Raw genomic sequence first — 14,201 nt, forward strand, 5'->3', positions numbered from 1 at the left:
GCGATGGTGTCCGCCATGGCCAAGCTGTAAGATTGGGCCCCGAACGCCTCCATGATGCCCATGCGCCGCCTACTCGTCGAGGAACCCGTCACCCGTGCGGGGCTGCTGGCCCGGCGGCTGGCGCTGTTCTCCATCCTCGTGACCGGGCTCGCCCTGATCCTGGTGCGCGATCCGCGTGCCGATACCGACGCGGCGCTCGCCGCCCTCATGGCCGGGTTCGGCGTCGCGCTGGTGGCGGCCGCTGCCGCGATCTTCGCCTTCGTCCGGGTCTGGCGCGAGGGGGCGCGCGGCCTGGGCGCCGCCCTGGCCGGGCTGATCCTGGCGCTCGTCGTCCTGGGCTATCCCGCTTTCCTGGGCCTGCGCGGTCTGCGCCTGCCCGCTGTTCCGGACATCAGCACCGACATCGACAATCCGCCCGCCTTCTCGCGCTCGCGCGCCGCCTTCGCGGCCCGCGGCGGACGTTATCCACCGGATCCGGGACCGGCGCTCCGCGAGCGCCAGCGCGGCGCCTATCCGCAGATCGCGCCGCTCACCCTCGATATCGGCGCCGACGAGGCGTTCGAGCTGGCCCGGAAGGCCGCTCTCAATCGTCACTGGCAGATCGTGGAGGCGATCCGGCCGGGCGGCCGCACTGGAAACGGCCGGATCGAGGCGGTGGCCCGGGGCCTGATCCTCAATCTGCCCGACGACGTGACCGTGCGGATCCGCCCGCGCGCCGATGGGGCGCGGATCGACGTGCGCTCAGCCTCCCGGCTCGGCGGGCGCGACTTCGGCAGCAACGCCGACCGGATCCGCGCCTACCTGGACGATGTCGCCAACCTCGCCCTCGCGGTGAAGTGATCGTCGGCCGCGAAGGGGTTCAGGCGGCCGCGTAGGCCCCGTCCAGCCGCGGTGCGCCGTCGGATGCGGCGAGGCCGCGCCCGACGAGATCCTCCAGATGGGCGAAGACCGACAGGGCTGCCGCGCCTCTGAGGCGCGGATCGAGCCCCTGGTAGATCGCCGCGACGATGTCGGCGATCCGCGTATCGCCGGCGGCCAGACGCGCGCGGATCGCGGCCTCGCGCTGCCGGCGATGGCCCGCGAGGCCGCGGAGGAACCGCGCCGGATCGCGGACCGGACCGCCATGGCCCGGCCAGAAGATCGTCTCGGTGCGGCCCCGCAGCTTGTCGAGGGACGCCATGTAGGACCGCATCTCGCCGTCCGGCGGGGCCACGATCGTCGTGGACCAGGCCATGACATGATCCCCCGAAAACAAGGCCTGCGCCTCCGGCAATGCGAAGGCGAGGTGATTCATCGTGTGGCCGGGCGTTTCCACGGCCACCAGCGTCCAGCCTGGGCCTGAGACCGTATCGCTCTCCGCCATGACACGCTCGGGCGCATGGGCCCGGTCGGCGCTCGCGTCGAGCATCGGCATCTCGGCCTCGGACAGCGCCCGTGCGGCCCGGTGCGGAGCGCATCCGAGGATGGGCGCGCCGGTTCGGGCGGCGAGGAGGCGTGCCCCCGGAGAATGGTCGCGGTGCGTGTGGGTGACCACGATGGCTTCGACCCGCTCACCGGCGAGATCCCGGAGGAGCGCATCGATGTGGGCCGCGTCGTCGGGCCCTGGATCGAGGACGGCGACGCGGTCGCGGCCCACCACGTACGTGCAGGTGCCGCTGGCCGTGAACGGGCCGCCGTTCGGCGCGATCCGTCGGCGGATCAGCGGCGCCACGGTTTCCAGCCGATCCGGCTGCGGCATCGATCGATCGAAGGTCAGGCTGCTCGCGTCCGTGTCCGCCATCGCTTACCCCGCGCGAGATGGTCGGCCGTTCCTAAAGCGGCTTCCGGCTGCATCTGCAATCGGGAGGCGGCCGGAGCCCCGCATCACGAGGCCCTGCCGCTCTGCAGGTTCCGGCCGTCCACGGCTGGTGCGATGCGCGGCGCCGGCAATTCCGCCGCGCGAGGGCGGGGCCGGCTGCTCCGCTCGGCCCCGCGGCGTGCTGGGAAGGGGTGTCTCAGCGCGATCGGTCAGAACGGCGGGCGCGCACGCGGACCGGCACAGGCGCCGGCGATACGACAAGCCCGAGAAGCGCGGCACGCAACGCGTCGCCGGCCTTGTCGGCCACGGCGGCGAGACGGCGCGCCATCGCGGCGGCCTTTGATCGAACGGCACTCTTGGCAGATTGCAGCATCGCGGATCCCGGATCGAACCTGAAGACCTATCTTCGAACGCTAGCGCCCTTGTCCCGTTCCGTCACCCATCGTCGCGGCCGGATCGGCTAACCCGGATCTACGCACACGACTCTGTCAAGTTGGCGGAACCGGACCGAAACCTTGGCGTTTTTGTGTTCAGAACGGCGCGGCTGAGCCCGCGTTGGCACTTTTGAAGGATACGAACGATGCTCGGTTGGGCCGTAACTTTTCTTGTCGTTGCCCTCGTGGCGGCTCTGCTTGGTTTCGGCGGCATTGCCGGCACCGCCATGGAGGCTGCGAAGCTGGTCTTCTTCGTGGCAATCGTCCTGTTCGCGATCTCGGCCGTTGTCGGCCTGATGCGGGGCCGCTCGCCGACCCTTTGAGGTAGGACTGTAGCAGCCGGGACTGGTCTCAGGCTGGTGAAGAAGGTCTGAAAGGGCTGCTGCCCGACGCGGCAGCCCTTTTGCAAGTCCCGGTCCTGCGCGGTTTTGCCTCCACGCCCGAAGCGGGCGTGAGGGGCAGACTGACGGACTTGAAGACGGGTGGATGGCGTCAGGCCTTCTCGCGGTCGCCGCTGTCGAGCTTGGCGATGAGGTCGGCGAAGCGGTCGGGCACGGGCTGTTGCGCGATCGAGTCGTACATGGTGCGCAACTGAGAGGCGATCCGGTTGCGGGTGTGCTCGCTCAATCCCGTACGGGACGCAGTCGAGCCAGTATTTGAAGCGGATGATGCGCCCGCCTCGACGGGATCGCTGGTCTGCTCGTCGGAAACGTCGTCCGTAGCACCGTCCGCGCGCGGCCGCGGCGCGCGGGAACGCGTTTCCTTTCCCTGGTCCACCATCAACAGGCCCCTTGTTGCCGAAGTCGGCCCGGCCGCATTGTGCTGCGGCTCGACATACGCCATGGCTGCGCCGGCAACGCCTGCCCGCCGGCATCGGTTCCGCCGGGGGTGGAACGGAGTGCTGGCCTCCGCGTTGGGCGGTAGGCTGCGCAGGACACAAAGCCGGCCCCGGCAGGCTCTCGGTCAACGGATCGAGGCGATCGCGGCCGGGCAACACGGCGAGGCACAGGGGATCGAATGTCGACATCGCAACTCGTGGTACAGCACCTGCCGTACCTGCGCCGCTACGCGCGTGCGCTCACGGGTAGCCAAGTGGCGGGCGACGCCTACGTGGCCGCCACCCTGGAGACCCTCGTCAACGAGCCAGACACGCTCGGCCGGAGCACCAACATCAAGGCGGATCTGTTCCGGGTCTTCACGCGGATCTGGAATTCGCTGTCGGTGAACGGCCGCAGCGAGCAGGTCCAGCACGACCTGCCCGCCGAGGTGCGCCTCGGCCAGATCACGCCGCTGCCGCGTCAGGCCTTCCTGCTCTCCTGCCTTGAGGGCTTCTCCGAGGAGGACGCCGCCATCATCCTGGGCGTCGACGTCTCCGAGGTGCGCGATCTCGTCGACGAGGCCGGCCGCGAACTCGCCGCCGACATGGCGACCGAGATCCTCATCATCGAGGACGAGCCGCTGATCGCCATGGATCTCGAGGCGCTGGTCGAAGGCCTCGGACACAACGTGATCGGCGTGGCCCGGACCCGCACCGAGGCGGTCAAGATCGCCGGCGAGGGCAAGCGCCCGGGTCTGATCCTGGCCGACATCCAGCTCGCAGACGGCTCGTCCGGCCTCGATGCGGTCAACGACCTGCTGAAGTCCTTCGAGGTGCCGGTGATCTTCATCACCGCCTATCCGGAGCGCTTCCTGACGGGCGAGCGTCCCGAGCCGGCCTTCCTCATCGCCAAGCCGTTCCAGCCCGCCAACGTCTCCGCGGTGATCAGCCAGGCGCTGTTCTTCCAGCAGACGGCGCGCCGGCGGGAAGCCAAGACGGCCTGAGCCAAGGTTGCCCTAACATGGTGTCGCGGCCGAAACCCTGACGCGTCGGCGGCACTCTCATCGACTCGAAGAACCCCGGCGCAAGCCGGGGTTTTTTGTTGCCATGCGGTCGGAGACAGGACGCAAAAAAACGGGCCGGAGAAGGCTCCAGCCCGTCGGTGAGGTTCCGGCCGATGCACAAGGGGAATGCGGGGAGGACCAGGTGGCCGGGTGCTCAGGTAACGGCCGCCGGGCAGGCAGGTTCCAGAAAATGCGCTTTTTCGGCGGGCGTGGTTTCGATGCAACAGGGGATGGGTGTGGATGGCGCGGGTGCGCCGCCGCACCAACGGCCGAGCTGCCATCGAATACTTAAAGCCTCATAGACGCGAGACAGTCTAGGAACCTGCGATTGCAGGGCGCGTTATCGAAACATCCTGTCAAGCTCTCGCAATGAGGTCGGGGCAATGCTGCGGTCTGGTTTCCTCCTGGGCGTGAGTGCTCCTGCCGCTCTCCTCACCGTGCTGGTCCAGCCGGTGGTGCGCGACACGGCCGACCACTGGACGCCCCCGACGCTGACGGCCCAGACCGTGCAGATGCCCCTGCCGGGCATGCGGCCGGTCTCGCTGGCGATCAGCCCGACCCGCGTGGCTGGGGTTCAGAAGCTCGAAAGCCGGTCCCCCGTCGCCGGCGAGGCGCAGGACATGGGCATTCAGCCGGTGCTCAAGCCGCCGGTGCGTCGTATGGTCCGCGAGGGCTGCGAGACCGCCCTCAGCTCTCTGGTCGGCCCGGAGGCGCGCCGTATGACGCCGGGCCGCTGCATCTCCTGATCCGAATTCAAAGCCGGACCGCACAGCAAAAGGCCCCGCCGAGGAGGCGGGGCCTTTTGCTGTGCGGAAGCCATCACAAAGAAAAACGGCGCCGGTCTCGAGGACACGGCGCCGCTACGCGACACGGTTAGTGGTCTGCCTCACTCGGCGCGGCCGGTACCCGTGGATTGGCCACCCTTACGCCCGGCGGACGAGGCGAGTTCGCGATCCTGAGAGAATGAGCGCTTCTCGGCGGGGACGCTGCGGCCGCCCTTGCTAGCGATCTCGCGCTGCCGCTCCAGGTCCATCGAGGCAAAGCCTCGCTTCGAGGTCGAATTTCCGGATGCCATCAGTTCCTCCTCAGGCTTCGCTTCACCCCGCAACAACCTTCAGCAATAACCAAGGTTCCTATGTCGAGACCTAGCCAAGCTTCGAATAGCTAAGCTTGACGGCAACCGGGGTCTTATCTGCCGCGTTGGTTGTCGATCGACCTGGGTAGACGACCGCATCTGCCCTGAGGGACGCTTGCCGAACTGGCTCAGAGGCCGGAACGGAGCGTTCGACCGTGCGGGATGCAGGAAGGTTATCGCGTATGACGAACCGCAACATGGTCAAGGATGCCGCCGGTGGTGGCCCCGATGTGAGGCCGAATACGCCGCCGCTGCCGCCGATGCCGGCCCCGGAAGACTCGGCGACGCCGACGACCCGCGAGGAGCCGGTCGACTCGCCCCATCTGAATGCCAGCCTGAAGCGCGAGGCCCCGGCGGCCGGTGAGCAGGGCCTTTCGACACGGCGCTGATTCGGGCCCTCAGCCCGCCCGCGTCCGCGCGAGGCGGGTCAGTCCGAGGATGAGGACGCCGATCGCCAGAATCGTGACGAGGCCCGCCACCGTCAGGATGCGCCGAACGAGGGGCGTGTAGACGCCGCGGGCCGCGTCGTAGCCGTAGCAGAGCAGGGCGAGGCGGTCGGCCAAATCCCCGACGCGACCTTCCCCGGCCTCCGTGAGGGCGAAGCGGAGGTCCCGCCCGGTCAGCGCCAGGGGTGAGAGCACCCGGGCGACCCGCCCGTCGCCGGTAAGCAGCAGGGCGGCGGCCGGATGGGCGAAGCTGTCGGTGCCGGGATCGTACACCGCGTTGTAGCCGAGCGCCCCGGTCAGGCGGGCGAGTGCTTCGTCCGAGACGATCAACGCCCTCGGTCGAACCGACGCGGCGCGTTCGCCTAAGGTGTCCGCGAGCATGCGGCGTGCGGCCGCGGCATCGTCGCGCGGATCGATGCCGACGAGCACCAGCGTGGAGTCACCGGGTGCGAGACCCGTCGCCGCCAACGCGTCGGCCGACATCGACACCATCGGGTCGCAGACATTGCCGCAGGTGTAGTCGACCGGCAGCAGCAGGGCGGGATGTCCCGCCAAGACCTGTCCCAGCGTCGTCGCCTGACCGGTCAGGGCGTCCGTGACCCGGAGATCCAGCGGTGCCTGCGCTCCGGGTACCGGCGCCGCGGCAACGCGGGCGAGTTCACTCTGGCTCAGCCGGGCCCAGGCCGGACCGCCCACAAACAGGACCGCCAACACGAGGATCGCGCAGACCCCGCGACGCTGGCGGTGACGGGCTGCGTCGGGTGCAGGGCTGGACAAGTGCCTGATGAACCGCATGGATGCGCAGGCTCGTCCGTTCCCGCCCCGAGACCCGTCGTGGAGCCCACGTATGACCCTCGACACCGAGGTTTCCTCTCTCAAGCAGGTGCCGCTGTTCCGTGAAGTTGAACCGGCGCGCCTGAAGCTGCTGGCCTTCACCAGCGAGCGGGTGCATTTCGAGCCCGGGCAGCGCTTCTTCGCCCGCGGCGATGTGGCCGATGCGGCCTACGTGATCCTCAAGGGGACCGCGGAAGTCAGCATCGATGGTCCCGCCGGGCCGGTGCGGCTGGCGCTGCTCGGCCAGGATGCCCTGGTCGGTGAGATGGGCATCCTGGCCGAGCAGCCCAGGTCGGCCACCGTGACGGCCGAATCCGCCGTGACCGCGCTCCGCATCGACCGCGGCGTGTTCCTCGAACTCCTGGCACAGTTTCCACAGATCAGCATCGCACTGATGCGTGTGCTGGCGTTGCGGCTGGAGCAAACCAACCAGGCACTGGCCGAGAGCCGGGGCTGATCAGCCTGTCGGGTAGGTGATGAACTCGAGAAGCGAGCCGTCCGGATCCCGGAAATAGACGCTGAGCCCGGCGCCCGCGGCGCCGTGCCGCTCCACGGGCCCGAGTTCCACCGGCACGCCGGCGGCTTCGAGATGGGCGATCGCATCCGCAATCGGGCCCGACCATCGGAAGCAGAGATCGCTGTTGCCGGGCTCGACGGGGCGTAGCGCCAGGGGATCCGCCTTCACGCCGGGACCGTGGCAATTGAGCTGCACGCCACCGAACCGGTAGGCGTAGCCGTTCCCCCGCTCGATCACCTCGGCGCCCACCACGTCGCGATAGAAGGCGTTGGACCGCGCCCAATCGCTGACGTGGATCACGCAATGATCGAGGTGGATCGCAGGGCTGAGCGCCAGGGCGGGCGGGACCTCTGCCGGCTCGGGAATCGTCTCGGTCTCAGGCATCGATCGCCTCCGCGCGGCGCTCGACGAAGCCCCGCCTCCATTATGAATTAGGGCGCAACCGTGGCCGCGGGAGCGGGCCGCACATGGCCTGCTGCGGCGGAAAAGCTACATCGTCACTGGCGGGGAGGCGGTAGGCAGGGCCTGAGGACCTTAGCCTGCATGACAGAACTGATGACCGTGACGCGCCCCTTGGCCTGGACCCGGATCCGCCGGATCCTGCTCTCGCGCCTCGTACTCGCTCTCGTGGCGATCGCGCCCCTCGCAGCCTGCCAGACCCGCCCGGCCCAGCTCGCGCAAGACGACGACGCGGCGTGGTATATCGGCGCAAAGCCCGACAAACCTTTCGACATTCCCCTGGTCGATACCGGGCGGCTCGATCCGAAGTACCGTCGGCAGCAGGTGAGCTACAACGGCCCCGAGCAGCCCGGCACCATCCTGGTCGACATCGACAAGCGCCAGCTGATGCTGGTTCAGGCCGACGGGACCGCGATGCAGTACGGCGTCGGCGTCGGCAAAGCGGGCTTCTCCTGGAAGGGCGAGGCCCGGGTCGGCCGGAAGGGCGTCTGGCCGGATTGGAGCCCGACAGCCACCATGGTCTCGCTCAATCCGGACCTGCCGCGGACCCGTAAGGGCGGCCTCGACAATCCCCTCGGCGCCCGCGCCCTCTACCTGTACCAGGGTAACCGGGACATCCTGTTCCGGATTCACGGCACCAACGAGCCGTGGAGCATCGGCGAGCAGATGTCGTCGGGCTGCGTGCGGATGCTCAACGAGGACATCGCCGATCTCTACGAGCGCGTGCCGGTCGGGACCCGCGTGCTCGTGAAGCGCAGCGGCAAGTACCGGGCCTGACGCGGCCACGCTCTGGACGCGCTGGTCGTCCCAGGATCCGGGGCGGTGGCCGGTCCGGGTCCTGAACGCCACCGCGCCGGCTCGAAATGACGGAATGGCCGCGCTGCACGGCGGTCGGGACCCGCCCGTCAGCTGGCGGGCCTCTCGGCCGCGCCTGCCGCCAGGGGCTCAGCCGAGGCCGCGCGGGCGAGCCTGTCGAGGGCCGCGCGGTCGAGGCGGTCATCACCCGGCGAACCGTCCGGCGTCATGCCGTCACTGGCCAGCACCGCCGCGGCCGTGAGGCCCGAGGCCGGCTCCGAGCCCGATCGCTCCGGTCCGATCGCGTAATCGGCCCAGATCAGGAGCGCCGCGCACAGGGCGACCGTGCCCAGCAGGGTCTTGAGAAACGCCATGCTTCACAACGGTTGCTGCCGGGCCGCCGTTCCCGCGGTGCCGGGTGGAACACTTTCGCAACCCCAGAGCGGCAACCTTCGCCTCCAGGCGAACCCTGCGCCGGGGCCGCCCGGCAAAATCGCCACATTGGCGGCGCAGCATTCCGGCTTCACCAGCCTTTTGCCAGTTCGACCGCCCTCCGCGTGGACAGTCTCCCGATGATCAGACCGATGCTAGCCCTGCTCCTCCTCTGCGGCTCCGCCGCGGCGGCCGGCACGATCAGCGGCCCCGCGACGGTGATCGACGGCGACACGATCGAGGTTCAGGGCACCCGCATCCACCTCTACGGCATCGACGCGCCCGAGACGGCGCAGAGCTGCGAGACGGCGTCCGGTCTGGAGTATCGCTGCGGCCGTGAGGCCGAGCAGGCCCTGCGCGCGCGGATCGCCGGCGGCGTGGTCACCTGCGAGCGGCGCGAGGGGGGCGGCGCGGGCCGTGTCGCCGGCGTCTGCCACGTCCACGGCGAGGACCTGTCCGCCTGGATGGCGGCGCAGGGCCACGCCCTGGCCAGCCGACACGTCACGGCGTCCTATGTCCGGCAGGAAGGCCAGGCCTGGGCCACCCGCCGCGGCATCTGGGCCGGCACCTTCGAGAAGCCGGCCGACTGGCGTCAGGACCGGCGGCGCGTCGAGGCGAGCGCGGCCGATTAGGGACACCGCCGCCGCGGCGTCCCGCCCTTCGGCAGGACGGGGCGGGTGAATGCGGAAACCCGGGGCCGTTCCGGATGGCGGCACGATCCGGTCCGGCTCCAGATGAGACCGGACCTCAGGCCGTCTCGTCATGCCCCTCGGTGAATTCCCGCCACAGCAGGACGAGGGCGGCCATCACGGCGGGACCGACGAACAGTCCGAGCAGGCCGAAGGTCTCGACGCCGCCCAGGATGCCGAGCAGCACCCACAGGAACGGCAGCTTGGTGGTGCCGCCGATCAGGGCGGGCCGCACGAAGTGGTCGGCCACGAAGGTGACGACGAGGCCCGCGACGGCGACCACGATCGCCGCCTTCGCCGAGCCGGCCGCCACCAGCAGGAGTGCCGCGATCGCAATGGCGAGGGCGGCACCGAACGGGATCATCGCCGCCACCGCCGTGAAGGCGCCGAGCAGAACCGGGTGCGGCACGCCCGCGAAGTAGTAGACGATCCCGAGCAAAAAGCCCTCGCCGAGGCCGACGAGGACCAGCCCGTCGACGGTGCCGTGCACCGAGGCCACCATCTGGCGGGCGACGCGCTCGCCGCGCGGGCCGAACAGGCGGTGGCAGGCGGTCAGCGACTGGTCCCGCACGGTGCGCCAGTCGCGGAACAGGAAGAACAGGGCCACGAGGCTGAAGCCGAACAGCACGATCCGGTGCACCACCTCGCGCCCGAAGTTCCGCGACGCGCCGATCACCGAGTGATTGTCGAAGCGGTGCAGCAGGTCCGAGCCTGCCTGCGCATGGCCGAGATTGTCGTTCCACCACGCGGTCGCCTGCGCGGCGCCGTAGGGCAGATGCTGCAGGAATTCGGGTGCGGGGACGCCGTTCGCCTCCGCGTTGCGCACGAAGTCGGCGACGTCGTGGGCCTCGCGGGCCGCCTGCACGCCGAGAATCGCCAGCGGCACCAGGAAGATCAGCGCCACGGCAGCCGTCATCAGGGAGGGCAGCAGGATGTTGTGCTTGCCCGGCGGGAAGCGGTGCTCCAGGCGGGTGTAGAGCGGCCACAGGGCAATGGCGAGCACGAGCGCCCAGGCCAGCGCCGGCAGGAAGCCGTGCAGGATCCACAGGCCGAGCGCGGAGAGCGCCAGGACCAGGAGGACGCGGGCCGCACCCTGCGAGCGCGCCCGCTCGTGCGGCGCCAGCGGGGGCGCCGGGGGCGTCGCCTCGATCCGCGCCGGCGGGGCGGCGGGTTTGGTGATCGGTGGCATCCGTCTGAACTCCTGGAAACGCGCGGTCGCGCGTCAGCCGGGGCCGGCGCGGCCAGAGCGTCCGCGCGTCCTCACCCGCAGCGACGCGCGCTTGTGGATACGCGCTGAAACGCCGGGGGAACCGTCGCGGTTGCCGCTCCTGACACCCTCGTGTAGAGGTCGCCGCCATCCGACGGGGCCGCGTACGAGGCCCGACTGACGTGTAGGGTGGCCGCGCGGGGCGTGAGCGCCGGGCTGCCCGGCGGCGAGGGGGCTCCCCGCCCGACCGATCCGGAATTCGAACAGCCCGCGAGAAGACATGTCCGACGAGCCCGCCCACGGCAGCGCCACCTTCGAGCGCGTGGCCGACATCATAGCCGAGACCGCCGACATCCCGCGCGACAAGATCACGCCCGAGAGTCACGCCATCGACGATCTCGGCATCGACAGCCTCGCCTTCCTCGACATCGCCTTCGCGGTGGACAAGGCCTTCGGCATCAAGCTGCCGCTGGAGCGCTGGACCCAGGAGGTCAACGAGGGCAAGGTTCCGGCCGAAGAGTACTTCGTCCTCAAGAACCTGTGCGCGCGCATCGACGGTCTGGTGGCCGAGAAGGCCGCCAAGGTCTGACGCCCGCACTCTGATTCGTCCCGCCACGTCGGTCCTGCCATGCGCCTCGAATATTTCGAGATGATCGATTCCGTGCGGCTCCTCGACCGGGCCGCCGGGCGGATCGAGGCGCTCGCGCGGGTGCCGCTCGAGAGCCCCGTCTTCGAGGGGCATTTCCCCGGCCATCCGCTGGTGCCCGGCGTCCTCCTGACGGAGACGATGGCGCAGGCCTCCGGCTATCTCGTGCTGGCCCATCTGGACTTCGCCCGGATGCCGTTCCTCACCGGCGTCGACAAGGCGCGGTTCCGTTCCTTCGTCGGTCCGGGGGCGGAACTCGTCGTCACGGCCAATCTCGAGCATGACGGCTCGGGCTACGCGGTGACCAAGGCGGCGATCAGCCATGCCGGCAAGGCGCTCTGCGATGCGGAGCTGCGCTTCCGCACCATGCCCTTCCCGGACGGGCTCGACGCGCCGATGCGCGCGCGGGCGCAGGCGATCGGTCTGTTCCCGGATCCCGCGCAGTCGTGAGCCCGCCATGAACCGCCCCGTCGTCGTCACCGGGCTCGGCCTCGTCTCCTGTGCGGGCGAGGGCGTCGAGTCCCATCTCGCGGCCCTCGACGCGCAGGCGGCCCCCCGCACCGACACCGAGACCTTCGCGCCCTATCCGGTGCATCCCGCGCCCGCGATTGCCTGGGACGGGCAGATCCCCAAGCGCAGCGACCAGCGCCAGATGGAGGCGTGGCAGCGGCTCGGCGTCTACGCCGCGGGGCTGGCCCTCGACGCCGCCGGCGTCAAGGACGAGGCCGCCCTCAAGCAGGCGCTCCACCTCGTCGTGGCGGCCGGTGGCGGCGAGCGCGACTACGCGGTCGATGGCGCGATCCTGACGGGCCTGCGGGAGGCTACCGATCCGGGCGCCTACCTGAACGAGCGGCTCCAGAACGACCTGCGCCCGACGCTGTTCCTGGCCCAGTTGTCGAACCTGCTGGCCGGCAACATCGCCATCGTCCACGGGGTCACGGGCGCCTCGCGTACCTTCATGGGCGAGGAATCCGCCGGGGTGGATGCCCTGCGGATCGCCCAGGCTCGGGTCGCCTCGGGCCAGATCGACGCGATCCTGGTCGGCGGCTCGTACAGTGCCGAGCGGCCGGACGTGCTGGTGATCCACGAGATGGGCGGCTACCTCGCGCGCGGCAGCTTCAGCCCGGTCTTCCAGCGTGGCGAGACCGGCGGCTTCATCCTCGGAAGCTGTGCGGCGTTCCTGATGCTGGAATCGGCGGACCATGCGGCTGCCCGCGGCGCCCGCGCGCTTGCCCGGCTCGAGGCGGTGGCCAGTGACCGGACCCGGCGCGGGCCCGGCGGCGTCGCGGCGAGCCTGGAGACCCTCTGGCGGCAGGCCGGGATCGCGGCGCCCGACCACGTCCTGTCCGGAGCGACCGGACTTGCCCCGATCACCGCCGAGGAGCGCGACACCCTCGGGCGGCTCGCACCCGAGGCGCGCCTGCGCGCCCTCGGCGACGTGATCGGGCACGGGCTCGAAGTGGCGGCCCCGTTCGGCGCGGCCCTCGGGGCCGCGCTCGTCGCCGACCGCGGCGCGCGGGAGGTCGCCGTGACGGCGATCGGCCATCGTCGCGGCGAGGGCGTGCTGCGTCTCGTCCCGGCCTGAGCGGATTCCGGATCCGCCGCGTGCCAAATGGCACGACGGAAACCACAGATTTCAAGTGTTTCCGCGACCGTACATTCCGCTCTCCTGCTGTCAGATGGCGCTTCCGGAGCGGATGATCGCGTTGTTCCGGCAAGAAATTCCCGGCCGCCGGGCCGCTGGCCGCGGTAAATAGTTCCTCGCGCTTGCCAAGAAGCCCCGAAGGGTCTACCTCTCACTCATCGGCACGTGTCCGGATATCTTGGACCGTTACGCCTTCGCAGGGCGGTTCTGACTTTCCTATCGCTATCGGTCGATGCCGGCGCCATGCCCCACGGGTGTGTGCCATCTCTCACTATTCCTGCGAAGATCAAGGACTTCCATGAGCACCGGAACCGTCAAGTGGTTCAACGAGACCAAGGGCTACGGCTTCATCCAGCCGGATGACGGCGGCAAGGACGTGTTCGTCCACATTTCGGCCGTCGAGCGCGCCGGCCTGCGTGGCCTGAACGAGGGCCAGAAGGTCACCTACGAGCTCGAGACCGACCGCCGCAGCGGCAAGCAGTCCGCCGGCCAGCTCCAGACGGCCTGATCGCCGTTCGAACGGTCTTTGGAAGCCGCTCCTCCAGGAGCGGCTTCTTTGTATCTGCAATCCCCTTTCGGGGCGTCGGCCTCCGCCACGCCCGACCCAGGAGTGTCTGTGAGCTTTCCGAACAAGCAGGGTGTCGTCGATCGCCTCGAGACGGCCGCGAAGGCGCGGTCCGAGATGCTGGCCCGGTTCCGGGCACGCCCGTCCGCCGACGATCCCGCGGTCCTGGCCCGTCAGTCCGCCCGCCGCGCGGTGATCGATGCCCGTGAGGCCCGTGCGGCCGAGCGCGCCGCCCTCCGGCAGGCCGAGATCGCGCGCGCCGCGGCGCTCGCCGAGGCCGAACGCCTCGCCGAGATCGAGCGCAAGCACGCCGAGCAGCTCGCCGCCCAGGAGCGTGCCAAGGCTCTGCAGGCCGAGCAGAAGGCCCAGCGCGACGCGCGCTATCTCGCCCGCAAGGCCAAGGCCCAGAAGCGCCGCTGAGGCGTCGCCCCATCGATACCTCGCTCCCGGAGTCCGGCATGTCCCACAAGTTCAAGATCGGCCAGCGCGTGTGCCGGCCCCGGCTCGGTCTTCCTGGCGACAAGGGCGACGGCGAGGTGTTCGAGGTCCTGCGGCTGATGCCGGAGGACCAGACGGGTGAGCCCAGCTACCGGATCCGCACTCAGACCGGCGAGCGGGCGATCCGCGAGAGTGATCTGGTGGAGGCACCCCTCGGCTGATCGGGGCGCGTCCCGGCTCCCTCTGAGCTGGAATTCTGTAGCCAGAACTCAGGAAGAGG

The 14,201-nt window shown here is 70.0% G+C and carries 21 protein-coding genes; 14 read left to right on the forward strand and 7 right to left on the reverse strand.

The annotated features are described in order from the left end of the window. Positions 1–60: 60 nt before the first annotated feature. The gene (locus tag M6G65_RS29590; protein ID WP_238194807.1) at positions 61–840 is read left to right on the forward strand and encodes a DUF1499 domain-containing protein; all 780 of its coding nucleotides are present in this window, start codon (positions 61–63) and stop codon (positions 838–840) included. A gap of 19 nt (positions 841–859) precedes the next feature. Here M6G65_RS29590 and M6G65_RS29595 read toward each other — a convergent pair whose 3' ends face one another. Next, positions 860–1,780: an MBL fold metallo-hydrolase gene (locus M6G65_RS29595; protein WP_238194808.1), complete on the reverse strand. Its 921-nt coding sequence runs from the start codon at positions 1,778–1,780 to the stop codon at positions 860–862. A 598-nt stretch (positions 1,781–2,378) separates the two neighbouring features. Here M6G65_RS29595 and M6G65_RS29600 point away from each other — a divergent pair. Then, positions 2,379–2,555 carry a DUF1328 domain-containing protein gene (locus M6G65_RS29600; RefSeq protein WP_007568853.1) on the forward strand — a complete coding sequence of 59 codons (177 nt, stop codon included), beginning with the start codon at positions 2,379–2,381 and terminating at the stop codon, positions 2,553–2,555. Positions 2,556–2,724: 169 nt separating this feature from the next. Here the strand turns inward: M6G65_RS29600 and M6G65_RS33825 are convergent, their stop codons facing one another. Further along, the gene (locus M6G65_RS33825) at positions 2,725–3,075 is read right to left on the reverse strand and encodes a NepR family anti-sigma factor (protein WP_308445183.1); all 351 of its coding nucleotides are present in this window, start codon (positions 3,073–3,075) and stop codon (positions 2,725–2,727) included. A gap of 174 nt (positions 3,076–3,249) precedes the next feature. On the opposite strand from M6G65_RS33825, the gene M6G65_RS29610 reads away from it, so the two are divergent. Continuing rightward, the gene (locus M6G65_RS29610; protein WP_192706375.1) at positions 3,250–4,053 is read left to right on the forward strand and encodes a response regulator; all 804 of its coding nucleotides are present in this window, start codon (positions 3,250–3,252) and stop codon (positions 4,051–4,053) included. A gap of 443 nt (positions 4,054–4,496) precedes the next feature. Further along, positions 4,497–4,859: a hypothetical protein gene (locus tag M6G65_RS29615; protein WP_238194809.1), complete on the forward strand. Its 363-nt coding sequence runs from the start codon at positions 4,497–4,499 to the stop codon at positions 4,857–4,859. 140 nt (positions 4,860–4,999) lie between these two features. Here M6G65_RS29615 and M6G65_RS29620 read toward each other — a convergent pair whose 3' ends face one another. Beyond that, a complete protein-coding gene (locus tag M6G65_RS29620) occupies positions 5,000–5,188 on the reverse strand; it encodes a con-10 family general stress protein (RefSeq protein ID WP_010683678.1) in 189 nt (62 codons plus the stop codon). Positions 5,189–5,430: 242 nt separating this feature from the next. On the opposite strand from M6G65_RS29620, the gene M6G65_RS29625 reads away from it, so the two are divergent. Then, positions 5,431–5,637: a hypothetical protein gene (locus M6G65_RS29625; RefSeq protein ID WP_192706377.1), complete on the forward strand. Its 207-nt coding sequence runs from the start codon at positions 5,431–5,433 to the stop codon at positions 5,635–5,637. 9 nt (positions 5,638–5,646) lie between these two features. On the opposite strand, the gene M6G65_RS29630 is transcribed toward M6G65_RS29625, so the two are convergent. Then, complete coding sequence (locus M6G65_RS29630; RefSeq protein ID WP_238194950.1) at positions 5,647–6,408, reverse strand: SCO family protein; 762 nt, start codon at positions 6,406–6,408, stop codon at positions 5,647–5,649. A gap of 133 nt (positions 6,409–6,541) precedes the next feature. Between M6G65_RS29630 and M6G65_RS29635 the strand changes: the two genes are divergently transcribed. Then, positions 6,542–6,985, forward strand: coding sequence for a cyclic nucleotide-binding domain-containing protein (locus tag M6G65_RS29635; RefSeq protein WP_192706379.1), 444 nt, complete (start codon positions 6,542–6,544; stop codon positions 6,983–6,985). Here the strand turns inward: M6G65_RS29635 and M6G65_RS29640 are convergent, their stop codons facing one another. Beyond that, entirely contained in the window at positions 6,986–7,429 is a 444-nt protein-coding gene (locus M6G65_RS29640) for a VOC family protein (protein WP_238194810.1), read from the reverse strand. A gap of 171 nt (positions 7,430–7,600) precedes the next feature. Here M6G65_RS29640 and M6G65_RS29645 point away from each other — a divergent pair, with 171 nt between their 5' ends. Next, on the forward strand, positions 7,601–8,281 hold the full coding sequence (locus M6G65_RS29645) for a L,D-transpeptidase (RefSeq protein WP_192707327.1): 681 nt from the start codon (positions 7,601–7,603) through the stop codon (positions 8,279–8,281). Between the two features lie 128 nt (positions 8,282–8,409). Here M6G65_RS29645 and M6G65_RS29650 read toward each other — a convergent pair whose 3' ends face one another. Further along, on the reverse strand, positions 8,410–8,673 hold the full coding sequence (locus M6G65_RS29650) for a hypothetical protein (RefSeq protein ID WP_238194811.1): 264 nt from the start codon (positions 8,671–8,673) through the stop codon (positions 8,410–8,412). 198 nt (positions 8,674–8,871) lie between these two features. Between M6G65_RS29650 and M6G65_RS29655 the strand changes: the two genes are divergently transcribed. Then, the gene (locus tag M6G65_RS29655; RefSeq protein ID WP_238194812.1) at positions 8,872–9,363 is read left to right on the forward strand and encodes a thermonuclease family protein; all 492 of its coding nucleotides are present in this window, start codon (positions 8,872–8,874) and stop codon (positions 9,361–9,363) included. 115 nt (positions 9,364–9,478) lie between these two features. On the opposite strand, the gene M6G65_RS29660 is transcribed toward M6G65_RS29655, so the two are convergent. Beyond that, complete coding sequence (locus tag M6G65_RS29660; RefSeq protein ID WP_238194813.1) at positions 9,479–10,609, reverse strand: AI-2E family transporter; 1,131 nt, start codon at positions 10,607–10,609, stop codon at positions 9,479–9,481. A gap of 298 nt (positions 10,610–10,907) precedes the next feature. Between M6G65_RS29660 and M6G65_RS29665 the strand changes: the two genes are divergently transcribed. The 6 genes from M6G65_RS29665 to M6G65_RS29690 all read left to right on the forward strand — a co-directional run bounded on the left by M6G65_RS29665 (position 10,908) and on the right by M6G65_RS29690 (position 14,142). Then, positions 10,908–11,216: an acyl carrier protein gene (locus tag M6G65_RS29665; RefSeq protein WP_010683687.1), complete on the forward strand. Its 309-nt coding sequence runs from the start codon at positions 10,908–10,910 to the stop codon at positions 11,214–11,216. A gap of 39 nt (positions 11,217–11,255) precedes the next feature. Then, positions 11,256–11,723, forward strand: a complete 468-nt coding sequence (locus tag M6G65_RS29670; RefSeq protein WP_238194814.1) for a 3-hydroxyacyl-ACP dehydratase FabZ family protein — start codon at positions 11,256–11,258, stop codon at positions 11,721–11,723. Positions 11,724–11,730: 7 nt separating this feature from the next. Further along, positions 11,731–12,858: a beta-ketoacyl-ACP synthase gene (locus M6G65_RS29675; protein WP_238194815.1), complete on the forward strand. Its 1,128-nt coding sequence runs from the start codon at positions 11,731–11,733 to the stop codon at positions 12,856–12,858. A 358-nt stretch (positions 12,859–13,216) separates the two neighbouring features. Further along, complete coding sequence (locus M6G65_RS29680; protein WP_020090869.1) at positions 13,217–13,426, forward strand: cold-shock protein; 210 nt, start codon at positions 13,217–13,219, stop codon at positions 13,424–13,426. Between the two features lie 108 nt (positions 13,427–13,534). Continuing rightward, on the forward strand, positions 13,535–13,903 hold the full coding sequence (locus M6G65_RS29685) for a DUF6481 family protein (protein ID WP_238194816.1): 369 nt from the start codon (positions 13,535–13,537) through the stop codon (positions 13,901–13,903). A gap of 38 nt (positions 13,904–13,941) precedes the next feature. Further along, the gene (locus M6G65_RS29690) at positions 13,942–14,142 is read left to right on the forward strand and encodes a hypothetical protein (RefSeq protein WP_238194817.1); all 201 of its coding nucleotides are present in this window, start codon (positions 13,942–13,944) and stop codon (positions 14,140–14,142) included. Positions 14,143–14,201 lie beyond the last annotated feature (59 nt).

It is taken from the genome of Methylobacterium tardum (assembly GCF_023546765.1).
Lineage (GTDB): Bacteria > Pseudomonadota > Alphaproteobacteria > Rhizobiales > Beijerinckiaceae > Methylobacterium > Methylobacterium tardum.